Raw genomic sequence first — 17811 nt, forward strand, 5'->3', positions numbered from 1 at the left:
AGCGGCCCGCCGCGGAGGAAACGCCCATGGCCAGTGATACGCCGAGCCTGGAGGAGTACGCTCGCCGCCGTGACTTCAGCGGCACGCCGGAGCCGCGCGGCGAGGCCCCCGGACACCAGGCCGGGGAACTGGAATTCGTCGTCCAGAAGCATGACGCCAGCCACCTGCACTACGACTTCCGCCTGGAACTCGATGGCGTGCTCAAGAGCTGGGCGGTGCCCAAGGGGCCCTGCCTGGACCCTTCGGTGAAGCGCCTGGCCATCGAGGTGGAGGACCACCCGCTGGAGTACGCCGGCTTCGAGGGCCACATCCCCGAGGGCCACTACGGCGCCGGCGACGTTATCGTCTGGGACCGCGGCCGCTGGCAGCCCCTGGGCGACCCGCGGCAGGGCCTGGAGAACGGCCACCTGAAGTTCCGCCTGGAAGGCAGCAAGCTGCACGGCAGCTGGAACCTCATCCGCACCCGCATGGCCGGGCGCAAGCCACAGTGGTTCCTGGTCAAGGGGCGCGACGACCAGGCCCGCGACTTCCCCCGCCACGACATCCTCGCCGAGGCGCCGCAGAGCGTGCTCAGCGGGCGGACGCTGCCCGGCGAGGCGGCGCCGGCGCAAAAGCCGGCCGACCCGCCCAGGCGCGCCGCCGCGGCCAAGGCGCCGCGCCGCAAGGCCGCCAAGGCCGGCGCCATGCCCGAGCGCATCTCCCCGGAACTGGCCACGTTGCTGGATGCGCCCCCGGAGGGCGACTGGCGCTACGAGTTGAAGCTCGACGGCTACCGCATCCTGGCGCGGGTGGAAAAGGGCGAGGTGCGCCTGCAGACGCGCAACGGCCACGACTGGGCGGAGCGCCTGCCGGACATCTGCGCCGCGCTGCGCGCCCTGCCGCTGCAGTCCGCCTGGCTCGACGGCGAAATCCTGGTGGTGGACGAGGAGGGCCGCCCGGACTTCCAGCGCCTGCAGAACGCCTTCGACGTCGGCGCCAGCGACGAGGTGCGCTACACCCTGTTCGACCTGCTCTGGCTGGACGGCGAGGACCTGCGCCGGCAGCCCGTGGAGCAGCGCCGCGCCATGCTGGCCGGGTTGCTGAAGCACAATGCCAGCGACCGCCTGCGCTACTCGGAGGATTTCACCGACGACCCGCGCAGCATCCTCGACAGCGCCTGCCGCCTGGGCCTGGAAGGGCTGATCGGCAAGCGCGCCGGTAGCGTCTATGTCGAGCGCCGCTCCACCGACTGGATCAAGCTCAAGTGCAAGCGCCGCCAGGAATTCGTCATCCTCGGCCTGACCCCGCCCAAGGGCAGCCGCCGGCATTTCGGCGCGCTGCTGCTGGGCCTGCACGACGACCAGGGCGAACTGCGCTACGCCGGCAAGGTGGGCACCGGCTTCGACGCCGCCACCCTCAAGCGGGTGCACGACAACCTGCGCCCGCTGGCCAGCAAGACCTGCCCGCTGGCCTCGCCGCCGCGCGGCCAGGCCTTCCAGGGCGTGACCTGGCTGCGCCCCGAGCGGCTCTGCGAAGTGGCCTTCGCCGAAATGACCCGCGAGGGCCTGGTGCGCCACGCGGTGTTCCACGGCCTGCGCAACGACAAGCCCGCCGAGGCGATAGTCGAGGAACGCGCGAAGCCGGCGGCCGGGGAGGGCGCGCAGCCCGCGGCGAAACGTCCGCGCAAGGCGGCGAAGGACGACGCGAAGGTGGCCGGCGTGGCCATCACCCACCCCGAGCGGGTGATCGACGCCGCCAGCGGCCTGCGCAAGCTGGACCTGGCGCGCTACTACGAGAAGGCCGCCGAGCGCATCCTGCCCTGGCTCGGCGACCGCCCGGTGTCGCTGCTGCGCGCCCCGGACGGCGTCGGCGGCGAAGTGTTCTTCCAGCGCCACGCCTCGCGCAACGCCATGCCCGGCGTGGAACAGCTGGACCCGCGCCTGGACCCGGGCCACGCGCCGCTGCTGCGCATCGCCACCGCCAAGGCCCTGGCCGGCGCCGCGCAGATGGGCGTGGTCGAGCTGCACACCTGGAACGCCCGGGTGGACGACCTGGAGCACCCCGACCGCTTCGTCCTCGACCTGGACCCCGACCCCAGCCTGCCCTGGGCGCGCATGATCGAGGCAACCCGGCTGACCCTCGCAGTGCTCGACGAACTGGGCCTGGCCTGCTTTCTCAAGACCAGCGGCGGCAAGGGCATGCACATCCTGGTGCCGCTGGAGCGCCGCCACGGCTGGGACGAGGTCAAGGACTTCGCCCACGCCATCACCCGCCACCTGGCCAGGCAGATGCCGGACCGCTTCAGCGCCGTATCCGGGCCGAAGAACCGCGTCGGGCGGATCTTCGTCGACTACCTGCGCAACAGTCGCGGCGCCAGCACCGTGTGCGCCTGGTCGGTCCGCGCCCGCGAAGGCCTGCCGGTGTCGGTGCCGGTGGCCGAGGGCGAGCTGGATGCGTTGCGCGGCGCCAATGCCTGGAACCTGGGCAACATCGACGAGCGCCTGGCGCTGAAGGGCGAGGATGACCCCTGGGCGAGTTGGGGCGAGACCCGGCAACGCCTGACGCGGCGGATGTGGCGGCAGTTGGGCGAGGAGCGCTGAGGCCGGCCTGCCGGCCGGATCGCGGACGAAGTCCGCTCCTACGTCCGCAAACACAATCCGTAGGATGGCGTTGAGCGAAGCGATACCCATCACCGTGGCCGCATGGGTTTCGCCAAGGCTCAACCCATCCTACGAAAAGCGCTTCACAGTTGCTCCTACGTCCGGGCTGTAGGGCGCATAACGCCTATGGCGTTATCCGCCGTTTGGCCTTGGTTTCCAGCAGCTCCGGGGGGGATCTGGGCATTGGCCATCACCTCGGTGTATCGGCGAATAACCGCGAACGGTTATACGCCCTACGTCACTGACGAAGTCTCAGGACGACTGCGAATTCATCGCCCACGCCGAACGGCTCCCTCTCCCTCTGGGAGAGGGCTGGGGTGAGGGCAACGGACTTCGCCGACACACCTCTGCCAACCCTGACTCCGCTCCCCCTCCCTAACCCTCCCCCGCAAGCGGGAGAGGGGATCGCTCGGCATGATGCGCAACCACGAAGCTCCCTGGCTCCACAGGCAGGCGAATAGCAGCAGCGAAATGCGCGCAGCCGGCGGGCCGCTGGCGGAAAAAGCTGAACTCCGCCGCCCACGGCCGGCCGAACCCTGTGACCGGCGGGGCTGCGGCCCCGCGCCACGAAGCGGAGGAGACCTGTCATGAGCGACCAACCCTGCGCCTGCCCCGGCTGCCAGTGCAGCCTGGGCGCGGCGGCCGTGTTCGCCGACGGCCGCGCCTATTGCTGCCAGGCCTGCGCGGACGGCCACCCCGATGGCGAGAAGCACTGCCAGGACCCGCACTGCCATTGCGGCGAGACCCTGCCGCCGCGCGGCTGACGGCCCGCGCTACCGACCCACGCACCGGAGGACAGCCACCATGAGCGAGAAACTACCGCCCCAGCACCAGGACCGGCAGCCCGGCCGCGAGGAGATCATGCAGCCGCCGCCGGAGTTCGCCTCGGAAAGCTACCGCACCGCCGGCAAGCTGGAGGGCAAGGTGGCGGTGGTCACCGGCGGCGACAGCGGCATCGGCCGCGCCGTGGCGCTGACCTTCGCCCGCGAGGGCGCCGACGTGATGCTGCTGTACCTGGAGGAAACCGAGGACGCGACCAAGACCTGCCAGTTGATCGAGGCCTGCGGCCGGCACTGCCTGGAACTGGCCGGCGACGTCGCCGATGCCGGTTTCTGCGCCGAGGTGGCGCGGCGCCTGAAGGAACGCTGGGGCAGGCTGGACGTGCTGGTGAACAACGCCGGCGAACAGCACCCGGCCGACTCCCTCGAAGACATCAGCGAGGAACAGTGGGAGCGCACCTTCCGCACCAACATCTTCGGCATGTTCCAGCTGACCAAGGCGCTGCTGCCGCTGATGGGCGAGGGCGCGGCCATCGTCAACACCACCTCGATCACCGCCTACAAGGGCAACCCCAGGCTGATCGACTATTCCTCGACCAAGGGCGCCATCACTTCCTTCACCCGTTCCCTGGCGCTGAACCTGGTGCAGCGCGGCATCCGGGTGAACGCCGTGGCCCCGGGGCCGATCTGGACGCCGCTGATCCCCTCGACCTTCAGCGCCGAAGAGGTGGCGGAGTTCGGCAGCAACACGCCGATGGGGCGCCCCGGTCAGCCCGACGAGCTGGCCCCGGCCTACGTCTACCTGGCCTGTTCCGACTCCTCGTACATGAGCGGCCAGGTGCTGCACGTCAACGGCGGAACCGTGGTCAACGGCTGAGACGCCCGGCCCCTGGCGCAATGCAGCGCCAGGGGCCAGGGGCCAGGGATCAGGCCTTGCGCAAGGCCTCGATCAGCTCCTGCTTGCGCATGGACGAGCGCCCGCGGATGTTCTGCCGGCGCGCGCGCTCCAGCAGTTCCTGCTTGTTCATCGCCTCCAGGCGCTGGCCGGGGCGCGGCACGCCGTGCTTGGTGGCCACCGCGCGGCGCGCCGAGGAACGCCGCGACTCGGCCTTGGCCGTTGAGCTCTTCTTCTGGCCCGAGCCGCCGGCGCGCTCGCCGCCGCCGGACTGCTTGTTGACGGTGGCCCAGGCCCGCGCTTCGGCCTCGTCCCTGGACACGCCACGCTCCTCGTAGCTTTCCTCGATATGTTCGGCCTTGCGCTTCTGCTTGTCGGTGTACTTGTCTTTGCTGCCTCGGGGCATCGCTCTTCTCCTTTCGCGGCCGCTTCACTGCGGGGTTCGTTCGGGAGAGGCGGCGGCGCCGGGCGGTGTTCAGCGATTCGGACGGACGGCCGCGGACGAGGGGAAAAACGCCTGAACTCTGGCCGGCGCACCGGGCCTAGATACACGAGGCGGCCGCCGGCGCCGCCCTTTTCCCAAGGCGAACCACGGAGAACACGCCATGCACGGCTCCAGCACCCCCGTTCCCGAACAGGTGGAAACCTTCAAGCAGGAAGTGCTGACGCGACTGCGCTACGACGTCGGCAAGGACGCCGCCGATGCCTACGCCCACGACTGGTTCGAGGCCGTGGCGCTGGCCGCGCGGCGCTACATCGTCGACGGCTGGGACGAGGCCAGCCGCAGCATCGACCGCGGCCAGCGCAAGCGCGTCTACTACCTGTCGCTGGAGTTCCTCATCGGCCGCCTGCTGATCGACAACCTGAGCAACCTCGGCCTGCTGGAGATCGCCCGCGAGGCCCTGCTGCAACTGGGCGTGGACCTGGAGCAGGTGCGCCTGGCCGAGCCCGACGCGGCCCTGGGCAACGGCGGCCTGGGCCGCCTGGCGGCGTGCTTCATGGAGAGCATGGCGACCCTCGACATCCCCGCCTACGGCTACGGCATCCGCTACGAGCACGGGCTGTTCCGCCAGAGCATCGCCGACGGCTGGCAGCAGGAGCAGCCGGAGACCTGGCTGGACTTCGGCAACCCCTGGGAGTTCGAGCGCCCGGAATGCAGCATCAGCATCGGCTTCGGCGGCAGCGTGTACGCCATCGACGGCGGCGACGGCAGCGCGCGGCAGCACTGGGAACCCATGGAACGCCTGCGCGCGGTGGCCTACGACATGCCCATCGTCGGCTGGCGGCGGGCCGGGGTGAACACCCTGCGGCTGTGGCGCGCCCGCGGCGAGGAAACCCTCAAGCTCGACCGCTTCAACGCCGGCGACCACCTCGGCGCGGTGGCCGACACGGCGCGCGCCGAGAGCATCTCGCGGGTGCTCTACCCGGCGGACAGCACCGAGGCCGGCCAGGAGCTGCGCCTGCGCCAGGAATACTTCTTCGTCAGCGCCTCGCTGCAGGACCTGTTGCAGCGCCACCTGGGCCAGGGCCTGGCGCTGGCCAGCCTGCCGGCGCGGGTGGCCATCCAGCTCAACGACACCCACCCGGCCATCGCCGTGGCCGAACTGATGCGCCTGCTGCTGGACGACCATTACCTGCAGTGGGAGCAGGCCTGGGAGCTGACCGTGGCGACGCTGTCCTACACCAACCACACGCTGCTGCCCGAGGCCCTGGAGTCCTGGCCGGTGGGGCTGATGGAGCGCATGCTGCCGCGGCACATGCAGATCATCTACCTGATCAACGCCTTCCACATCGACGCGCTGCGCGCCAAGGACATCCACGACTTCGCCCTGCTGCGCGCGGTGTCGCTGATCGAGGAGGACAACGGCCGGCGGGTGCGCATGGGCAACCTGGCGTTCCTCGGCTCGCACAGCGTCAACGGCGTCTCCGCGCTGCACACCGAGCTGATGCGCGAGACGGTGTTCCGCGACCTGCACCGCCTGTACCCGGGGCGCATCAGCAACAAGACCAACGGCGTGACCTTCCGCCGCTGGCTGTTCCAGACCAACCCGGAGCTGACCGGGCTGCTCTGCGAGTTCCTCGGCCGCGAACTGCTCGACGACCCCGAGACGCGCCTGCGCGCCCTGGAGGCCCTCGCCGGGGACGCCGCGGTGCAGCGCGGCTTCGCCCAGCAGCGGCGGCACAACAAGGCACGCCTGGCGCGGCTGGTGGAGGAGCGCCTGGGCATCCGCCTGGACGTCGAGGCGCTGTTCGACGTGCAGGTCAAGCGCATCCACGAGTACAAGCGCCAACTGCTCAACCTGCTGCACGCCGTGGCGCTGTACCAGGACATCCGCAACGACCCGGCCACCCCGCGGGTGCCGCGGGTGAAGATCTTCGCCGGCAAGGCCGCGCCCAGCTACCACCAGGCCAAGCTGATCATCAAGCTGGCCAACGACGTCGCCCGCATCGTCAACGACGACCCCACCGTGCGCGGCCTGCTCAAGGTGGTGTTCATCCCCAACTACAACGTCAGCCTGGCCGAGGCCATCATCCCGGCGGCGGACCTGTCCGAGCAGATTTCCACCGCGGGCCTGGAGGCCTCGGGCACCAGCAACATGAAGTTCGCCTTGAACGGCGCGCTGACCATCGGCACCCTGGACGGCGCCAACGTCGAGATGTCCGAGCGCATCGGCCTGGAGAACCTGTTCATCTTCGGCCTCACCGCCCAGCAGGTGGAGGCCCGCAAGCACGCCGGCGAGCTGTCCATGGCCGGCGAGATCGCCGCCTCGCCGCGCCTGCAGGAAGCCCTGAAGGCCATCGGCTCGGGGGTGTTCTCGCCGGACGACGCCAACCGCTACACGGCCCTGGTGGAGGGGCTGCGCCACGACGACAGGTTCATGCTCTGCGCCGACTTCGAGGCCTACTGGCAGGCCCAGGAACGCGTCGAGGCGCTGTGGCGCGAGCCGGCGCGCTGGTGGCGGGCGGCGGTGCTGAACACCGCGCGGGTCGGCTGGTTCTCCTCCGACCGCACCATCCGCGAGTACGCCGAGGACATCTGGAAGGTGCCGCTGGGCGGCGCCTAGGGTCTACCAGAAGCCGCCGCCGTGGCGGCGCGCCAGGTAGTCCGGGCTGAGGCCGAAGCCGGTCTGGAAGAAGGCCTGCAGGCGGGTGTCCAGCACCATGCGGTTGAGCGAGGCCAGCGGGCCGACGATGCGCTCCGGCTCGCTGCGCCCGCCGTAGTGGTTCTCGTGCACCAGGCTGGCGCTCTGCGGCTCGGCGCTGATCAGGCAGCGGCAGTCCAGGCCCTCGCCGGGGCGGCGGGCGTGCAGGCCCAGCTCGGAGAGCCCGCCGGCGCCACGGTGCAGGCCCACGTGGCAGAGCAGGCCGTGGGCGCGGGCGTACTCGCCGGCGGCGGCGAAGGCGGGCAGGGCCACTTCGGTCAGGGCCTGTTCGTAGGCCTGGGCGAAGTCGGTGTCGTCGCGGCTGTTCATGGCACATTCCTTTGGTGTTCGACGCTTGCCGGGGTTGGACAGGCGCGGCGGGCGAATGCGCGGACGATCCGCCGGGCGGTCGTGCCGGGCTTCCGCCGGGGAAATCGTTCAAACCATCGGCCGGCGCGGCAGTCTGCACCTGCAACGGCCCTTCGCGGAGAAGCCCATGGAGACCCTGTCGCGCATCGCCGCGGCCCTGCTGGCGGAGTTTTCCGACCTGCGCGAGCTGGAGCAGATCACCCGCGCCTGCTTCCGCCTGGCGCTCGCCGCGCTGCTCGGCGGCCTGCTGGGCTACGAGCGCGAGGCCCAGGGCAAGGCCGCCGGGCTGCGCACGCACATGCTGGTCACCCTGGGCGCCGCGCTCTTCGTCATGGCCATGAGCGAGGGCGGCGCCGGCGACGACGCCATCAGCCGGGTGATCCAGGGCATCGCCGCGGGCATCGGCTTCCTCTGCGCCGGCACCATCCTCAAGCAGGACAGCGCCGACACCGCGCGGGTGAAGGGGCTGACCACGGCGGCGGGGCTGTGGCTGAGCACCGCCATCGGCATCTGCGTGGGCCGCGGCCATTCCGCCACCGCGGTGCTCGGCACCCTGCTGGCGCTGCTGGTGCTGCACAGCCTGCCGCGCCTGTTCGAGCGGCCGCGGGCGCCGCGCAAGACCGCGGAGGATCACCATGTTCCGTGAATTCAGCGGCAGCAGCGCCTGGACCGACGCCATGCGCAGCGGCGGCGCCTACGTCGGGCTGATCGAATACCAGCCCAGGCGCGAGGGCGCGGCGGTGCAGGTGCTCTGGGTGTTCGCCCCCGGCAGCCGCAACGAGGCCCAGGCCGAGGACGCGGCCCGGCGCATGCTGGCGCGCATCCGCGACATTTCGGCGGACGGCCGCGTCCGCTTCGACGACGGCATCTCACTGTAGGAGGCATGCATGGCGCGCGTGATCTGGAAGGGCGCGATCAGTTTCGGCCTGGTGCACATCCCCGTGGGGCTGAACAGCGCCAGCCGCTCCGGCGGCACCGACTTCGACTGGCTGGACGCCCGCAGCCTGGAGCCGGTGGGCTACAAGCGGGTGAACAAGGTGACCGGCAAGGAGGTGCCCAAGGAGCAGATCGTCAAGGGCGTGGAATACGAGAAGGGCCGCTACGTGGTGCTCAGCGAGGCGGAAATCCGCGCGGCGCGCCCGCGGGCCACCCAGACCATCGACATCCTGCGCTTCGTCGAGCGCGGCGAGATTCCCCTGGCGTACTTCGACACGCCCTACTACCTGAGCTCCGAGCGGCGCGGCGAGAAGGTCTACGTGCTGCTGCGCGAGACCCTCGCGCGCAGCGGCAAGGTCGCGGTGTGCCAGCTGGTGCTGCACAGCCGCCAGCATCTGGCGGCGCTGCTGGCCGACGGCGAGGCGCTGCTGCTGATGACGCTGCGCTGGCCGGGCGAGGTGCGCTCGGTGGACGAACTGGGCCTGGAGCTGGACGACGTCGACCTGGACAAGCGCGAGCGCGAGATGGCCACGCGCCTGGTGGAAGACATGAGCCAGGCCTGGGACGACTCGGCCTTCAAGGACAGCTTCAGCGACGAGATCCACGCCCTGGTCGAGCAGAAGGCCGCCAAGGGCCAACTGGAGGAAGTGCCCGGCGCCGAGACGCCGGAAGCCGGGGAGGGCGCCGACATCATCGACCTCACCGACCTGCTGCGGCGCAGCCTGCGCGGCAACGCCGGGGGCGGCGGCAAAGCGGCGCCCAGGGGCAAGGCCGGAGAGGCGCCGGCGCCGCGCAAGAGCAGCGGCCGGCGGCGCGCCCCGCGCTGAGCCGGCCCGCCGGCGAAAAGTCTGAACTTGCCGGCGGGCCCGGCCTCGGAAAGCATGGGGCCGCAGGTTGCGGCCGACGACGAACATGCGATCGCCTGGCGAGGAGGGCGCAGCGATGAATCCGGACCTGCAGGGGCGCGCCAGCGCCGCGGCCAAGGCGCCGCGCATCGCCATCGAGGGCATCGAGCCCCAGGTCGAGGGCGGGCGCTTCGCCGCCAAGGCCATCGCCGGCCGGGGCTGCCCGGTCAGCGCGCGCATCTTCATGGACGGCCACGAGCAACTGGGCGCCGAGGTGACCTGGCGCCTGGAGCCGGAAGAGGCCTGGCGCAGCCTGCCGCTGGCCTGGCAGGGCAACGACCTGTGGCGCGCCGAGCTGCTGCCGCCCCACGAGGGCCGCATCCAGTTCGTGATCCAGGCCTGGCTGGACCGCTACGCCAGCTTCCGCCACGACCTGGAGAAGAAGTACGCCGCCGGCCAGGCCGTGGACCTGGAACTCAGCGAGGGCGAGCAACTGCTGCGCGAGGCGCGGCAGGGTGCCCAGGGCGAACCCGCCGCGCAACTGGACGCCCTGCTGGGCCAGCTTGCCGCCGAGCAGGCCCGCGACGGCCGCGTGGCCCTGCTGCTGGCGCCGGCCACCCTGGAACTGATGCAACGAGTGGAGCCGCGCCTGCACCGCGTGCGCAGCCCGCTGCTGAGCCTGGAGGTGGAGCGGCCGCTGGCCGGCTTCGCCAGCTGGTACGAGCTGTTCCCGCGCTCGGAGGGCGCGCAGCCGGGCGTGCACGGGCGCTTCGAGGACGTGCGCCGGCGCCTGCCGGAAATCGCCGCCATGGGCTTCGACGTGCTGTATTTCCCGCCCATCCACCCCATCGGCCGCACCCACCGCAAGGGCCCGAACAACAGCCTGCAGGCCGGCCCGGACGACCCCGGCAGCCCCTACGCCATCGGCGCCGAGGAGGGCGGCCACGAGGCCGTGCACCCGCAGCTGGGCAGCCTGGAAGACTTCCGCGCGCTGGTGGCCGACGCCCGCACCCACGGCCTGGAGGTGGCTCTGGACTTCGCCATCCAGTGCTCGCCGGACCACCCCTGGCTGCGCCGGCACCCCGGCTGGTTCAGCTGGCGCGCCGACGGCAGCATCCGCCATGCCGAGAACCCGCCGAAGAAGTACGAGGACATCGTCAACGTCGATTTCTACGCCACCGACGCCGTGCCCTCGCTGTGGCTGGCGCTGCTGGAGGTGGTGCTGGGCTGGGTGGCCCAGGGCGTGACGCTGTTCCGCGTCGACAACCCGCACACCAAGCCGCTGCCGTTCTGGGAATGGCTGATCGCCGAGGTGCGCCACCTGCACCCCGAGGTGATCTTCCTGGCCGAGGCCTTCACCCGCCCGGCGATGATGGCGCGCCTGGGCAAGCTCGGCTTCAGCCAGAGCTACACCTACTTCACCTGGCGCAACACCAAGCAGGAATTGCAGGAATACCTCGCCGAGCTGAACCAGCCGCCCTGGCGCGACTGCTACCGGCCCAACTTCTTCGTCAACACCCCGGACATCAACCCCTTCTTCCTGCAGCGCAGCGGGCGCGCCGGCTTTCTCATCCGCGCCGTGCTGGCGGCCACCGGCTCGGGGCTGTGGGGGATGTATTCGGGCTTCGAGCTGTGCGAGGCCGCGGCCATCCCCGGGCGCGAGGAATACGCCGACTCCGAGAAGTACCAGCTGCGCCAGCGCGACTACCGCGCGCCGGGCAACATCGTCGGCGAGATCACCCAGCTCAACCGCATCCGCCGCGAGAACCCGGCGCTGCACAGCCACCTCGGCTTCCAGGCCTACAACGCCTGGAACGACAACATCCTCTATTTCGGCAAGCGCACCGCGGACCTGGCCAACTTCGTGCTGGTCGCCGTGTGCCTGGACCCGGACAACGCCCAGGAGGCCGACTTCGAGCTGCCGCTGTGGGAGTTCGGCCTGGCGGACGACGCCGCCATGGGCGGCGAGGACCTGATGAACGGCCACCAGTGGACCTGGTACGGCAAACGCCAACGGATGCGCATCGAGCCCTGGCACCTTCCCTTCGGCATCTGGCGCCTGCATCCGCAGCGCCGCTAGGAGTCCGCCCATGGCCAGACGCCTGAGAAAGCCCCGTCCCTTCCTGCACGACCCGCTCTGGTACAAGGACGCGGTCATCTACCAGTTGCACGTGAAGTCCTTCTTCGACGCCAACAACGACGGCATCGGCGACTTCCCCGGGCTGATCGAGAAGCTCGACTACATCGCCGACCTGGGGGTGAACACCCTCTGGCTGCTGCCGTTCTACCCCTCGCCGCGGCGCGACGACGGCTACGACATCGCCATGTACCGCGGCGTGCACCCCGACTACGGCAGCCTGGCCGACGTGCGCCGCTTCATCGCCGCCGCCCATGCGCGCGGCCTGCGGGTGATCACCGAGCTGGTGATCAACCACACCTCCGACCAGCACCCCTGGTTCCAGCGCGCGCGGCGGGCGAAGAAGGGCTCGCGGGCGCGGGAGTGGTACGTGTGGTCCGACACTGACGAGCGCTATGCCGGCACCCGCATCATCTTCGTCGACAGCGAGACCTCCAACTGGACCTGGGACCCGCTGGCCGGGCAGTACTACTGGCACCGCTTCTACTCGCACCAGCCGGACCTGAACTTCGACAACCCGCAGGTGCTGCGCGCCGTGCTGGGGGTGATGCGCTTCTGGCTCGACCTGGGCGTGGACGGCCTGCGCCTGGACGCCATTCCCTACCTGATCGAGCGCGAGGGCACCAGCAGCGAGAACCTGCCGGAAACCCACGCGGTGCTCAAGCGCATCCGCGCCGAGCTGGACGCCCACTACCCCGACCGCATGCTGCTGGCCGAGGCCAACCAGTGGCCGGAGGACACCCGCCCGTACTTCGGCGGCGTGGACGACGGCGGCCCCGGCGACGAATGCCACATGGCCTTCCACTTCCCGCTGATGCCGCGCATGTACATGGCCATCGCCCAGGAAGACCGCTTCCCCATCAGCGACATCCTGCGCCAGACCCCGGCCATCCCCGACAACTGCCAGTGGGCGATCTTCCTGCGCAACCACGACGAGCTGACCCTGGAGATGGTCACCGACGACGAGCGCGACTACCTGTGGAACTACTACGCCGCCGACCGCCGCGCGCGCATCAACCTGGGCATCCGCCGGCGCCTGGCGCCGCTGGTGGAGCGCGACCGGCGGCGCATCGAGCTGCTCAACAGCCTGCTGCTGTCGATGCCCGGCACGCCGACGCTGTACTACGGCGACGAGATCGGCATGGGCGACAACATCTACCTGGGCGACCGCGACGGCGTGCGCACCCCCATGCAATGGTCGGTGGACCGCAACGGCGGCTTCTCCCGCGCCGACCCGGCGAGCCTGGTGCTGCCGGCCATCCTCGACCCGCTGTACGGCTACCAGAGCGTCAACGTCGAGGCGCAGCTGCGCGACCCGCATTCGCTGCTCAACTGGACGCGGCGCATGCTCGCCGTGCGCAAGCAGCAGAAGGCCTTCGGCCGCGGCAGCATGACCCTGCTGTCGCCGAGCAACAGGCGCATCCTCGCCTACCTGCGGCAGTACCGCGGCGAGGACGGCGAGGACAGTCTGCTGTGCGTGGCCAACCTGTCCGGCGCGGCCCAGGCGGTGGAACTGGAGCTGGCCGAGTTCGACGGCCGCGTGCCGCTGGAAATGCTCGGCGGCGCGGCCTTCCCGCCGATCGGCCGGCTGACCTACCTGCTGACCCTGCCGCCCTACGGCTTCTACTGGTTCTACCTGGCCGATTCCCAGCGCATGCCCAGCTGGCACCGCCAGCCGGAGGAGCGCCTGCCGGAACTGCCGACCCTGGTGCTGGGCCAGCGTCTGGAAGAGATCATGGCCGGCGCCCCGCGCGAGCTGCTGGAGAGGGATTCGCTGCCGCGCTACCTGCCGCGCCGGCGCTGGTTCCCCCATGCCCGCGCGCAGGCCGGCAGCGTGCGCCTGCTCTATGCGCTGCCGCTGGAGGAGGATGACGCCGCGCCGCTGCTGGCGGAACTGGAATACCGCGACGGCGAGCTGCGCGAGCGCTACCAGTTGCCCCTGGCCGCGGCGCCGGAAAAAAGCAGCAGCGGCTACGACCTGCCGCAGCAACTGGCCCTGGCCCGGCTGCGCCGCGGCCGCCGCGTCGGCCTGCTGACCGACGCCCTGAGCCTGCCGCGCTTCAGCCGCGTGGTGCTGCGCCTGCTGCGCGAGAACGCGACCCTGGCCGGCGACGGCGGCGAGGTGCAGTTCCTGCCGCAACCCGGCCTGGCCGAGCTGGAACTGGCCGAGGACATCCCGGTGCGGGTGCTGGCCGCGGACCAGTCGAACACCTCGGCGCTGGTCGGCGACGGCCTGCTGCTCAAGGTGCTGCGCCGCGTCTCGCCCGGCCTGCACCCGGAGGCGGAAATGGGCGCCTACCTGAGCCGCCATGGCTTTGCCAACGTCGCGCCGCTGCTGGGCGAGGTGCGCCGGGTGGACGAGCAGGGGCAGACGCATACCCTGATGCTGCTGCAGGGCTACCTGAGCAACCAGGGCGACGCCTGGACCTGGACGCAGAACAACCTCGAGCGGGCCATCCGCGAGGCCCTGGCCGCCGGCGCCGCGCAGCCTCCGGAATTCGATGCCCTGGACGAGCTGCGCGGCTTCGCCGCCACCCTCGGCCGGCGCCTGGGCGAGATGCACCAGGTGCTGGCCGACGGCGCGGACGAGCCGGACTTCGCCCCGCGGCGCAGCGCCCCGGCCGATAGCCGCGCCTGGCAGGAGGGCGTCGGCGCCCAGGTCGAGCAGGCCCTGCGGGCGCTGGAAGACGCCCCGGGGCTGGACGAGCGCGGCCGCGCCCAGGCCGCGCGCCTGCTGGAGCTGCGCGACGAGCTGCTGCTGGCGGTGGGCAACCTGGCGCGGCTGGCCGAGGGCGGCCTGATGATCCGCGTGCACGGCGACCTGCACCTGGGCCAGGTGCTGGTGGTGCAGGAGGACGCCTACCTGATCGATTTCGAGGGCGAGCCCAACCGTTCGCTGGCCGAACGCCGGGCCCTGAACAGCCCGATGAAGGACGTGGCCGGGGTGCTGCGCTCCTTCGACTACGCCGCCGCCATGGCCGAGCGCAGCCTGCAGAGCGCCGACGTCTCGGAAGAAGCGGTGCGGGTGCGCCGCGCCCTGGCCCAGCGCTACCGCGCGGACGCCCGCGACGCCTTCCTCGACGCCTACCGCCTGGCCGCCGCCGGGCTGCCCCACGAATGGCGCGGGCGCGAGGGGGAGGGCGCGGCCCTGGCGCTGTTCAGCCTGGAGAAGGCGGCCTACGAAGTGGTCTACGAGAGCGGCCACCGCCCCGACTGGGTCGCCGTGCCGCTGCAGGGAATGCTGGAACTGACGCTCCACCTGCTGGGAGGAAGGCCATGACACAAGCGTCGCAAGACGACGAACGCAACCACCTGCAAGGGCTGCAACGGGCCGAGCACGGCGACACCTTCGCCTTCCTCGGCCCGCACCCGGAGGGCGACGGCTGGCGCGTGCGCGCCTGGCTGCCGGGGGCCTTCGCCTGCGAGCTGCTGGGCCGCGAGGGCGAATTCCTCGCGGCCATGCAGCAGCGGGACGCCAGCGGCCTGTTCAGCGCCCACCTGGATGCGCGCCAGGCCTACCTGCTGCGCATCCACTGGCCCGAGGGCGAACAGATCACCGAGGACCCCTACGCCTTCGGCCCGCTGCTGGGCGACACCGACCTGTACCTGTTCGCCGAAGGCAACCACCGCCACCTGGGCCAGTGCTTCGGCGCCCAGGCCATGAGCGTGGACGGCGTGGCCGGGGTGCGCTTCGCCGTGTGGGCGCCCAATGCCCGGCGCGTGTCGGTGGTGGGCGACTTCAACGCCTGGGACGGGCGCCGCCACGCCATGCGCCTGCGCTACCCCAGCGGCGTGTGGGAACTGTTCGTGCCGCGCCTGCAACCCGGCGAGGTCTACAAGTACGAAATCCTCGGCCCCGGCGGCCTGCTGCCGCTCAAGGCCGACCCTGTGGCGCTGGCCACGGAACGGCCGCCGGCCACCGGCTCGCGGGTGGCCGACCCGGCGCCGCGGCACTGGCGGGACGAACGCTGGATGAGCGAGCGGCGCAGCCGCCAGGGCGCGGAAAGCCCGCTGGCGATCTACGAACTGCACGCCGGCTCCTGGCAGACCCTCGACGGCCGCCCGCCGAGCTGGGACGAGCTGGCCGAGCGGCTGCTCCCCTACCTGCAGGACATGGGCTTCACCCACGTCGAGCTGATGCCGATCATGGAGCATCCCTTCGGCGGCTCCTGGGGCTACCAGCCGCTGTCGCTGTTCGCCCCCACCGCGCGCTACGGCAGCCCGGCGCAGTTCGCCGCCTTCGTCGAGCGCTGCCACCAGGCCGGGATCGGCGTCATCCTCGACTGGGTGCCGGCGCATTTCCCCACCGACGCGCACGGCCTGGGGCAGTTCGACGGCACCGCGCTGTACGAATACGCGCATCCCTTCGAGGGCTTCCACCCGGACTGGGACACCTACATCTACAACCTCGGCCGCACCGAGGTGCACGGCTTCCTGCTGGCCTCGGCGCTGCACTGGCTGCGCGAGTACCACGTCGACGGCCTGCGCGTCGACGCCGTGGCCTCGATGCTCTACCGCGACTATTCGCGCAAGGAGGGCGAGTGGATCCCCAACCGCCACGGCGGGCGCGAGAACCTGGAGGCCATCGAGTTCCTCCGCCACCTCAACGAGGTGGTCGCCGCCGAGGTGCCCGACGCCCTGGTGATCGCCGAGGAATCCACCGCCTGGCCCGGCGTCAGCCGCCCGGTGGCCGAGGGCGGGCTGGGTTTCTCGCACAAGTGGAACATGGGCTGGATGCACGACACCCTGGCCTACATCCGCGAGGACCCGCTGTACCGCGGCTACCATCACCACCGCCTGACCTTCGGCCTGCTCTACGCCTTCACCGAGCGCTTCATCCTGCCCATCTCCCACGACGAGGTGGTGCACGGCAAGGGCTCGCTGCTGGGCAAGATGCCCGGCGACCGCTGGCGCCAGTTCGCCAACCTGCGCCTGTACCTGAGCCTGATGTGGACGCACCCGGGGCGCAAGCTGCTGTTCATGGGCTGCGAGTTCGGCCAGTGGCGCGAGTGGGACCACGACGACCAGCTGGACTGGTACCTGCTGCGCTACGCCGAGCACCTGGGCGTGCAGACGCTGGTGCGCGACCTCAACCGCCTGTACCGCGAACTGCCGGCGCTGCACCAGCTGGACGACAGTCCCGAGGGCTTCCACTGGCTGATCGGCGACGACCAGCGCAACAGCGTCTACGCCTGGTTGCGCCTGGACCGCGAAGGCTCGCCGCTGCTGGTGGTGCACAACTTCACGCCGCTGCCGCGCGAAGGCTATCGGGTAGGGGTGCCGCTGCAAGGCGCCTGGCAGGTGCGGCTGAACTCCGACGGCGCCTGCTACGCCGGCTCCGATGCCGGCAGCCGCGAGCGCTGCGAGACACTCCCGGAGCCGTCCCACGGTCAGCCATACTCGCTGCTGCTGGATTTGCCGCCGCTGGGCAGCCTGGTCCTGGAACCGGCGCCGGCCCTGCCGGCGTAATCGCGGATAAGATCCCTACGCTGCGCCACCTGCGCCATTCCCCTGTAGGAGCGCGCCCTGCGCGCGATTCGCGGGCAGGGCCCGCTCCTACAGGTTTGCGCGAGGCACGGCATGTCCTGACGGATTCATCCGCGATAGCCGGACGTTCCGGCACGGTTCGCGGATAAGATCTCCTACGCTGCGCCACCCACGCCATTCCCCTGTAGGAGCGCGCCCTGCGCGCGAATCGCGGGCAGGGCCCGCTCCTACAGGTTTGCGCGAGGCACGGCATGTCCTGGCGGATTCATCCGCGATAGCCGGACGTCCCGGCGCGGTTCGCGGATAAGATCCGCTACGCTGCGCCACCCACGCCATTCCCCTGTAGGAGCGCGCCCTGCGCGCGAATCGCGGGCAGGGCCCGCTCCTACAGGTTTGCACGAGGCACGGCATGTCCTGGCGGATTCATCCGCGATAGCCGAACCTTCCGGCGCGGTTCGCGGATAAGATCCGCTTGTATGGCGGTAGGGTAGGAACCTGTCGGGGGTGGAGGGACAAGACCCGCTTCTGCAAGCCAGACGGTAGGAGACTTCCCCCACCCACGCGCTCACGACAAGCGCCGA

At 70.9% G+C, this 17811-nt stretch carries 12 protein-coding genes; 10 read left to right on the top strand and 2 right to left on the bottom strand.

All coding sequences use genetic code 11. From position 1 onward, the window contains the following. Positions 1–26 precede the first annotated feature (26 nt). The 3 genes from ligD (at position 27) to RN02_RS08820 (ending at position 4295) form a co-directional block, all read left to right on the top strand. Positions 27–2579: a DNA ligase D gene (ligD, locus tag RN02_RS08810; protein ID WP_043314123.1), complete on the top strand. Its 2553-nt coding sequence runs from the start codon at positions 27–29 to the stop codon at positions 2577–2579. A 647-nt stretch (positions 2580–3226) separates the two neighbouring features. Continuing rightward, positions 3227–3403, top strand: coding sequence for a metallothionein (locus RN02_RS08815; RefSeq protein ID WP_009619813.1), 177 nt, complete (start codon positions 3227–3229; stop codon positions 3401–3403). 40 nt (positions 3404–3443) lie between these two features. Continuing rightward, positions 3444–4295: an SDR family oxidoreductase gene (locus RN02_RS08820; protein WP_043314124.1), complete on the top strand. Its 852-nt coding sequence runs from the start codon at positions 3444–3446 to the stop codon at positions 4293–4295. Positions 4296–4344: 49 nt separating this feature from the next. On the opposite strand, the gene RN02_RS08825 is transcribed toward RN02_RS08820, so the two are convergent. Continuing rightward, a complete protein-coding gene (locus RN02_RS08825) occupies positions 4345–4719 on the bottom strand; it encodes a Rho termination factor N-terminal domain-containing protein (protein ID WP_043314125.1) in 375 nt (124 codons plus the stop codon). 199 nt (positions 4720–4918) lie between these two features. Between RN02_RS08825 and RN02_RS08830 the strand changes: the two genes are divergently transcribed. Beyond that, positions 4919–7378, top strand: a complete 2460-nt coding sequence (locus tag RN02_RS08830; protein WP_043314126.1) for a glycogen/starch/alpha-glucan phosphorylase — start codon at positions 4919–4921, stop codon at positions 7376–7378. Positions 7379–7381: 3 nt separating this feature from the next. Here the strand turns inward: RN02_RS08830 and RN02_RS08835 are convergent, their stop codons facing one another. After that, on the bottom strand, positions 7382–7786 hold the full coding sequence (locus RN02_RS08835) for a hypothetical protein (RefSeq protein WP_043266444.1): 405 nt from the start codon (positions 7784–7786) through the stop codon (positions 7382–7384). 166 nt (positions 7787–7952) lie between these two features. On the opposite strand from RN02_RS08835, the gene RN02_RS08840 reads away from it, so the two are divergent. The 6 genes from RN02_RS08840 (at position 7953) to glgB (ending at position 17212) form a co-directional block, all read left to right on the top strand. Further along, on the top strand, positions 7953–8471 hold the full coding sequence (locus RN02_RS08840; RefSeq protein ID WP_043266442.1) for an MgtC/SapB family protein: 519 nt from the start codon (positions 7953–7955) through the stop codon (positions 8469–8471). Beyond that, complete coding sequence (locus tag RN02_RS08845) at positions 8461–8703, top strand: hypothetical protein (protein WP_043314127.1); 243 nt, start codon at positions 8461–8463, stop codon at positions 8701–8703. Before RN02_RS08840 ends, RN02_RS08845 begins: the two co-directional genes overlap by 11 nt. Before the next feature lie 9 nt (positions 8704–8712). Further along, on the top strand, positions 8713–9588 hold the full coding sequence (gene ku, locus RN02_RS08850) for a non-homologous end joining protein Ku (RefSeq protein WP_043314128.1): 876 nt from the start codon (positions 8713–8715) through the stop codon (positions 9586–9588). 115 nt (positions 9589–9703) lie between these two features. Further along, the gene (locus RN02_RS08855) at positions 9704–11686 is read left to right on the top strand and encodes an alpha-1,4-glucan--maltose-1-phosphate maltosyltransferase (RefSeq protein WP_043314129.1); all 1983 of its coding nucleotides are present in this window, start codon (positions 9704–9706) and stop codon (positions 11684–11686) included. Positions 11687–11696: 10 nt separating this feature from the next. Continuing rightward, positions 11697–15023: a maltose alpha-D-glucosyltransferase gene (gene treS, locus RN02_RS08860; protein WP_043314130.1), complete on the top strand. Its 3327-nt coding sequence runs from the start codon at positions 11697–11699 to the stop codon at positions 15021–15023. Next, positions 15020–17212: a 1,4-alpha-glucan branching protein GlgB gene (gene glgB, locus RN02_RS08865; RefSeq protein WP_043314131.1), complete on the top strand. Its 2193-nt coding sequence runs from the start codon at positions 15020–15022 to the stop codon at positions 17210–17212. The genes treS and glgB overlap by 4 nt, the downstream gene beginning before the upstream one ends. The last annotated feature ends 599 nt before the right edge of the window (positions 17213–17811 follow it).

The organism is Pseudomonas sp. PI1, from assembly GCF_000812405.1.
GTDB lineage: Bacteria > Pseudomonadota > Gammaproteobacteria > Pseudomonadales > Pseudomonadaceae > Pseudomonas > Pseudomonas citronellolis.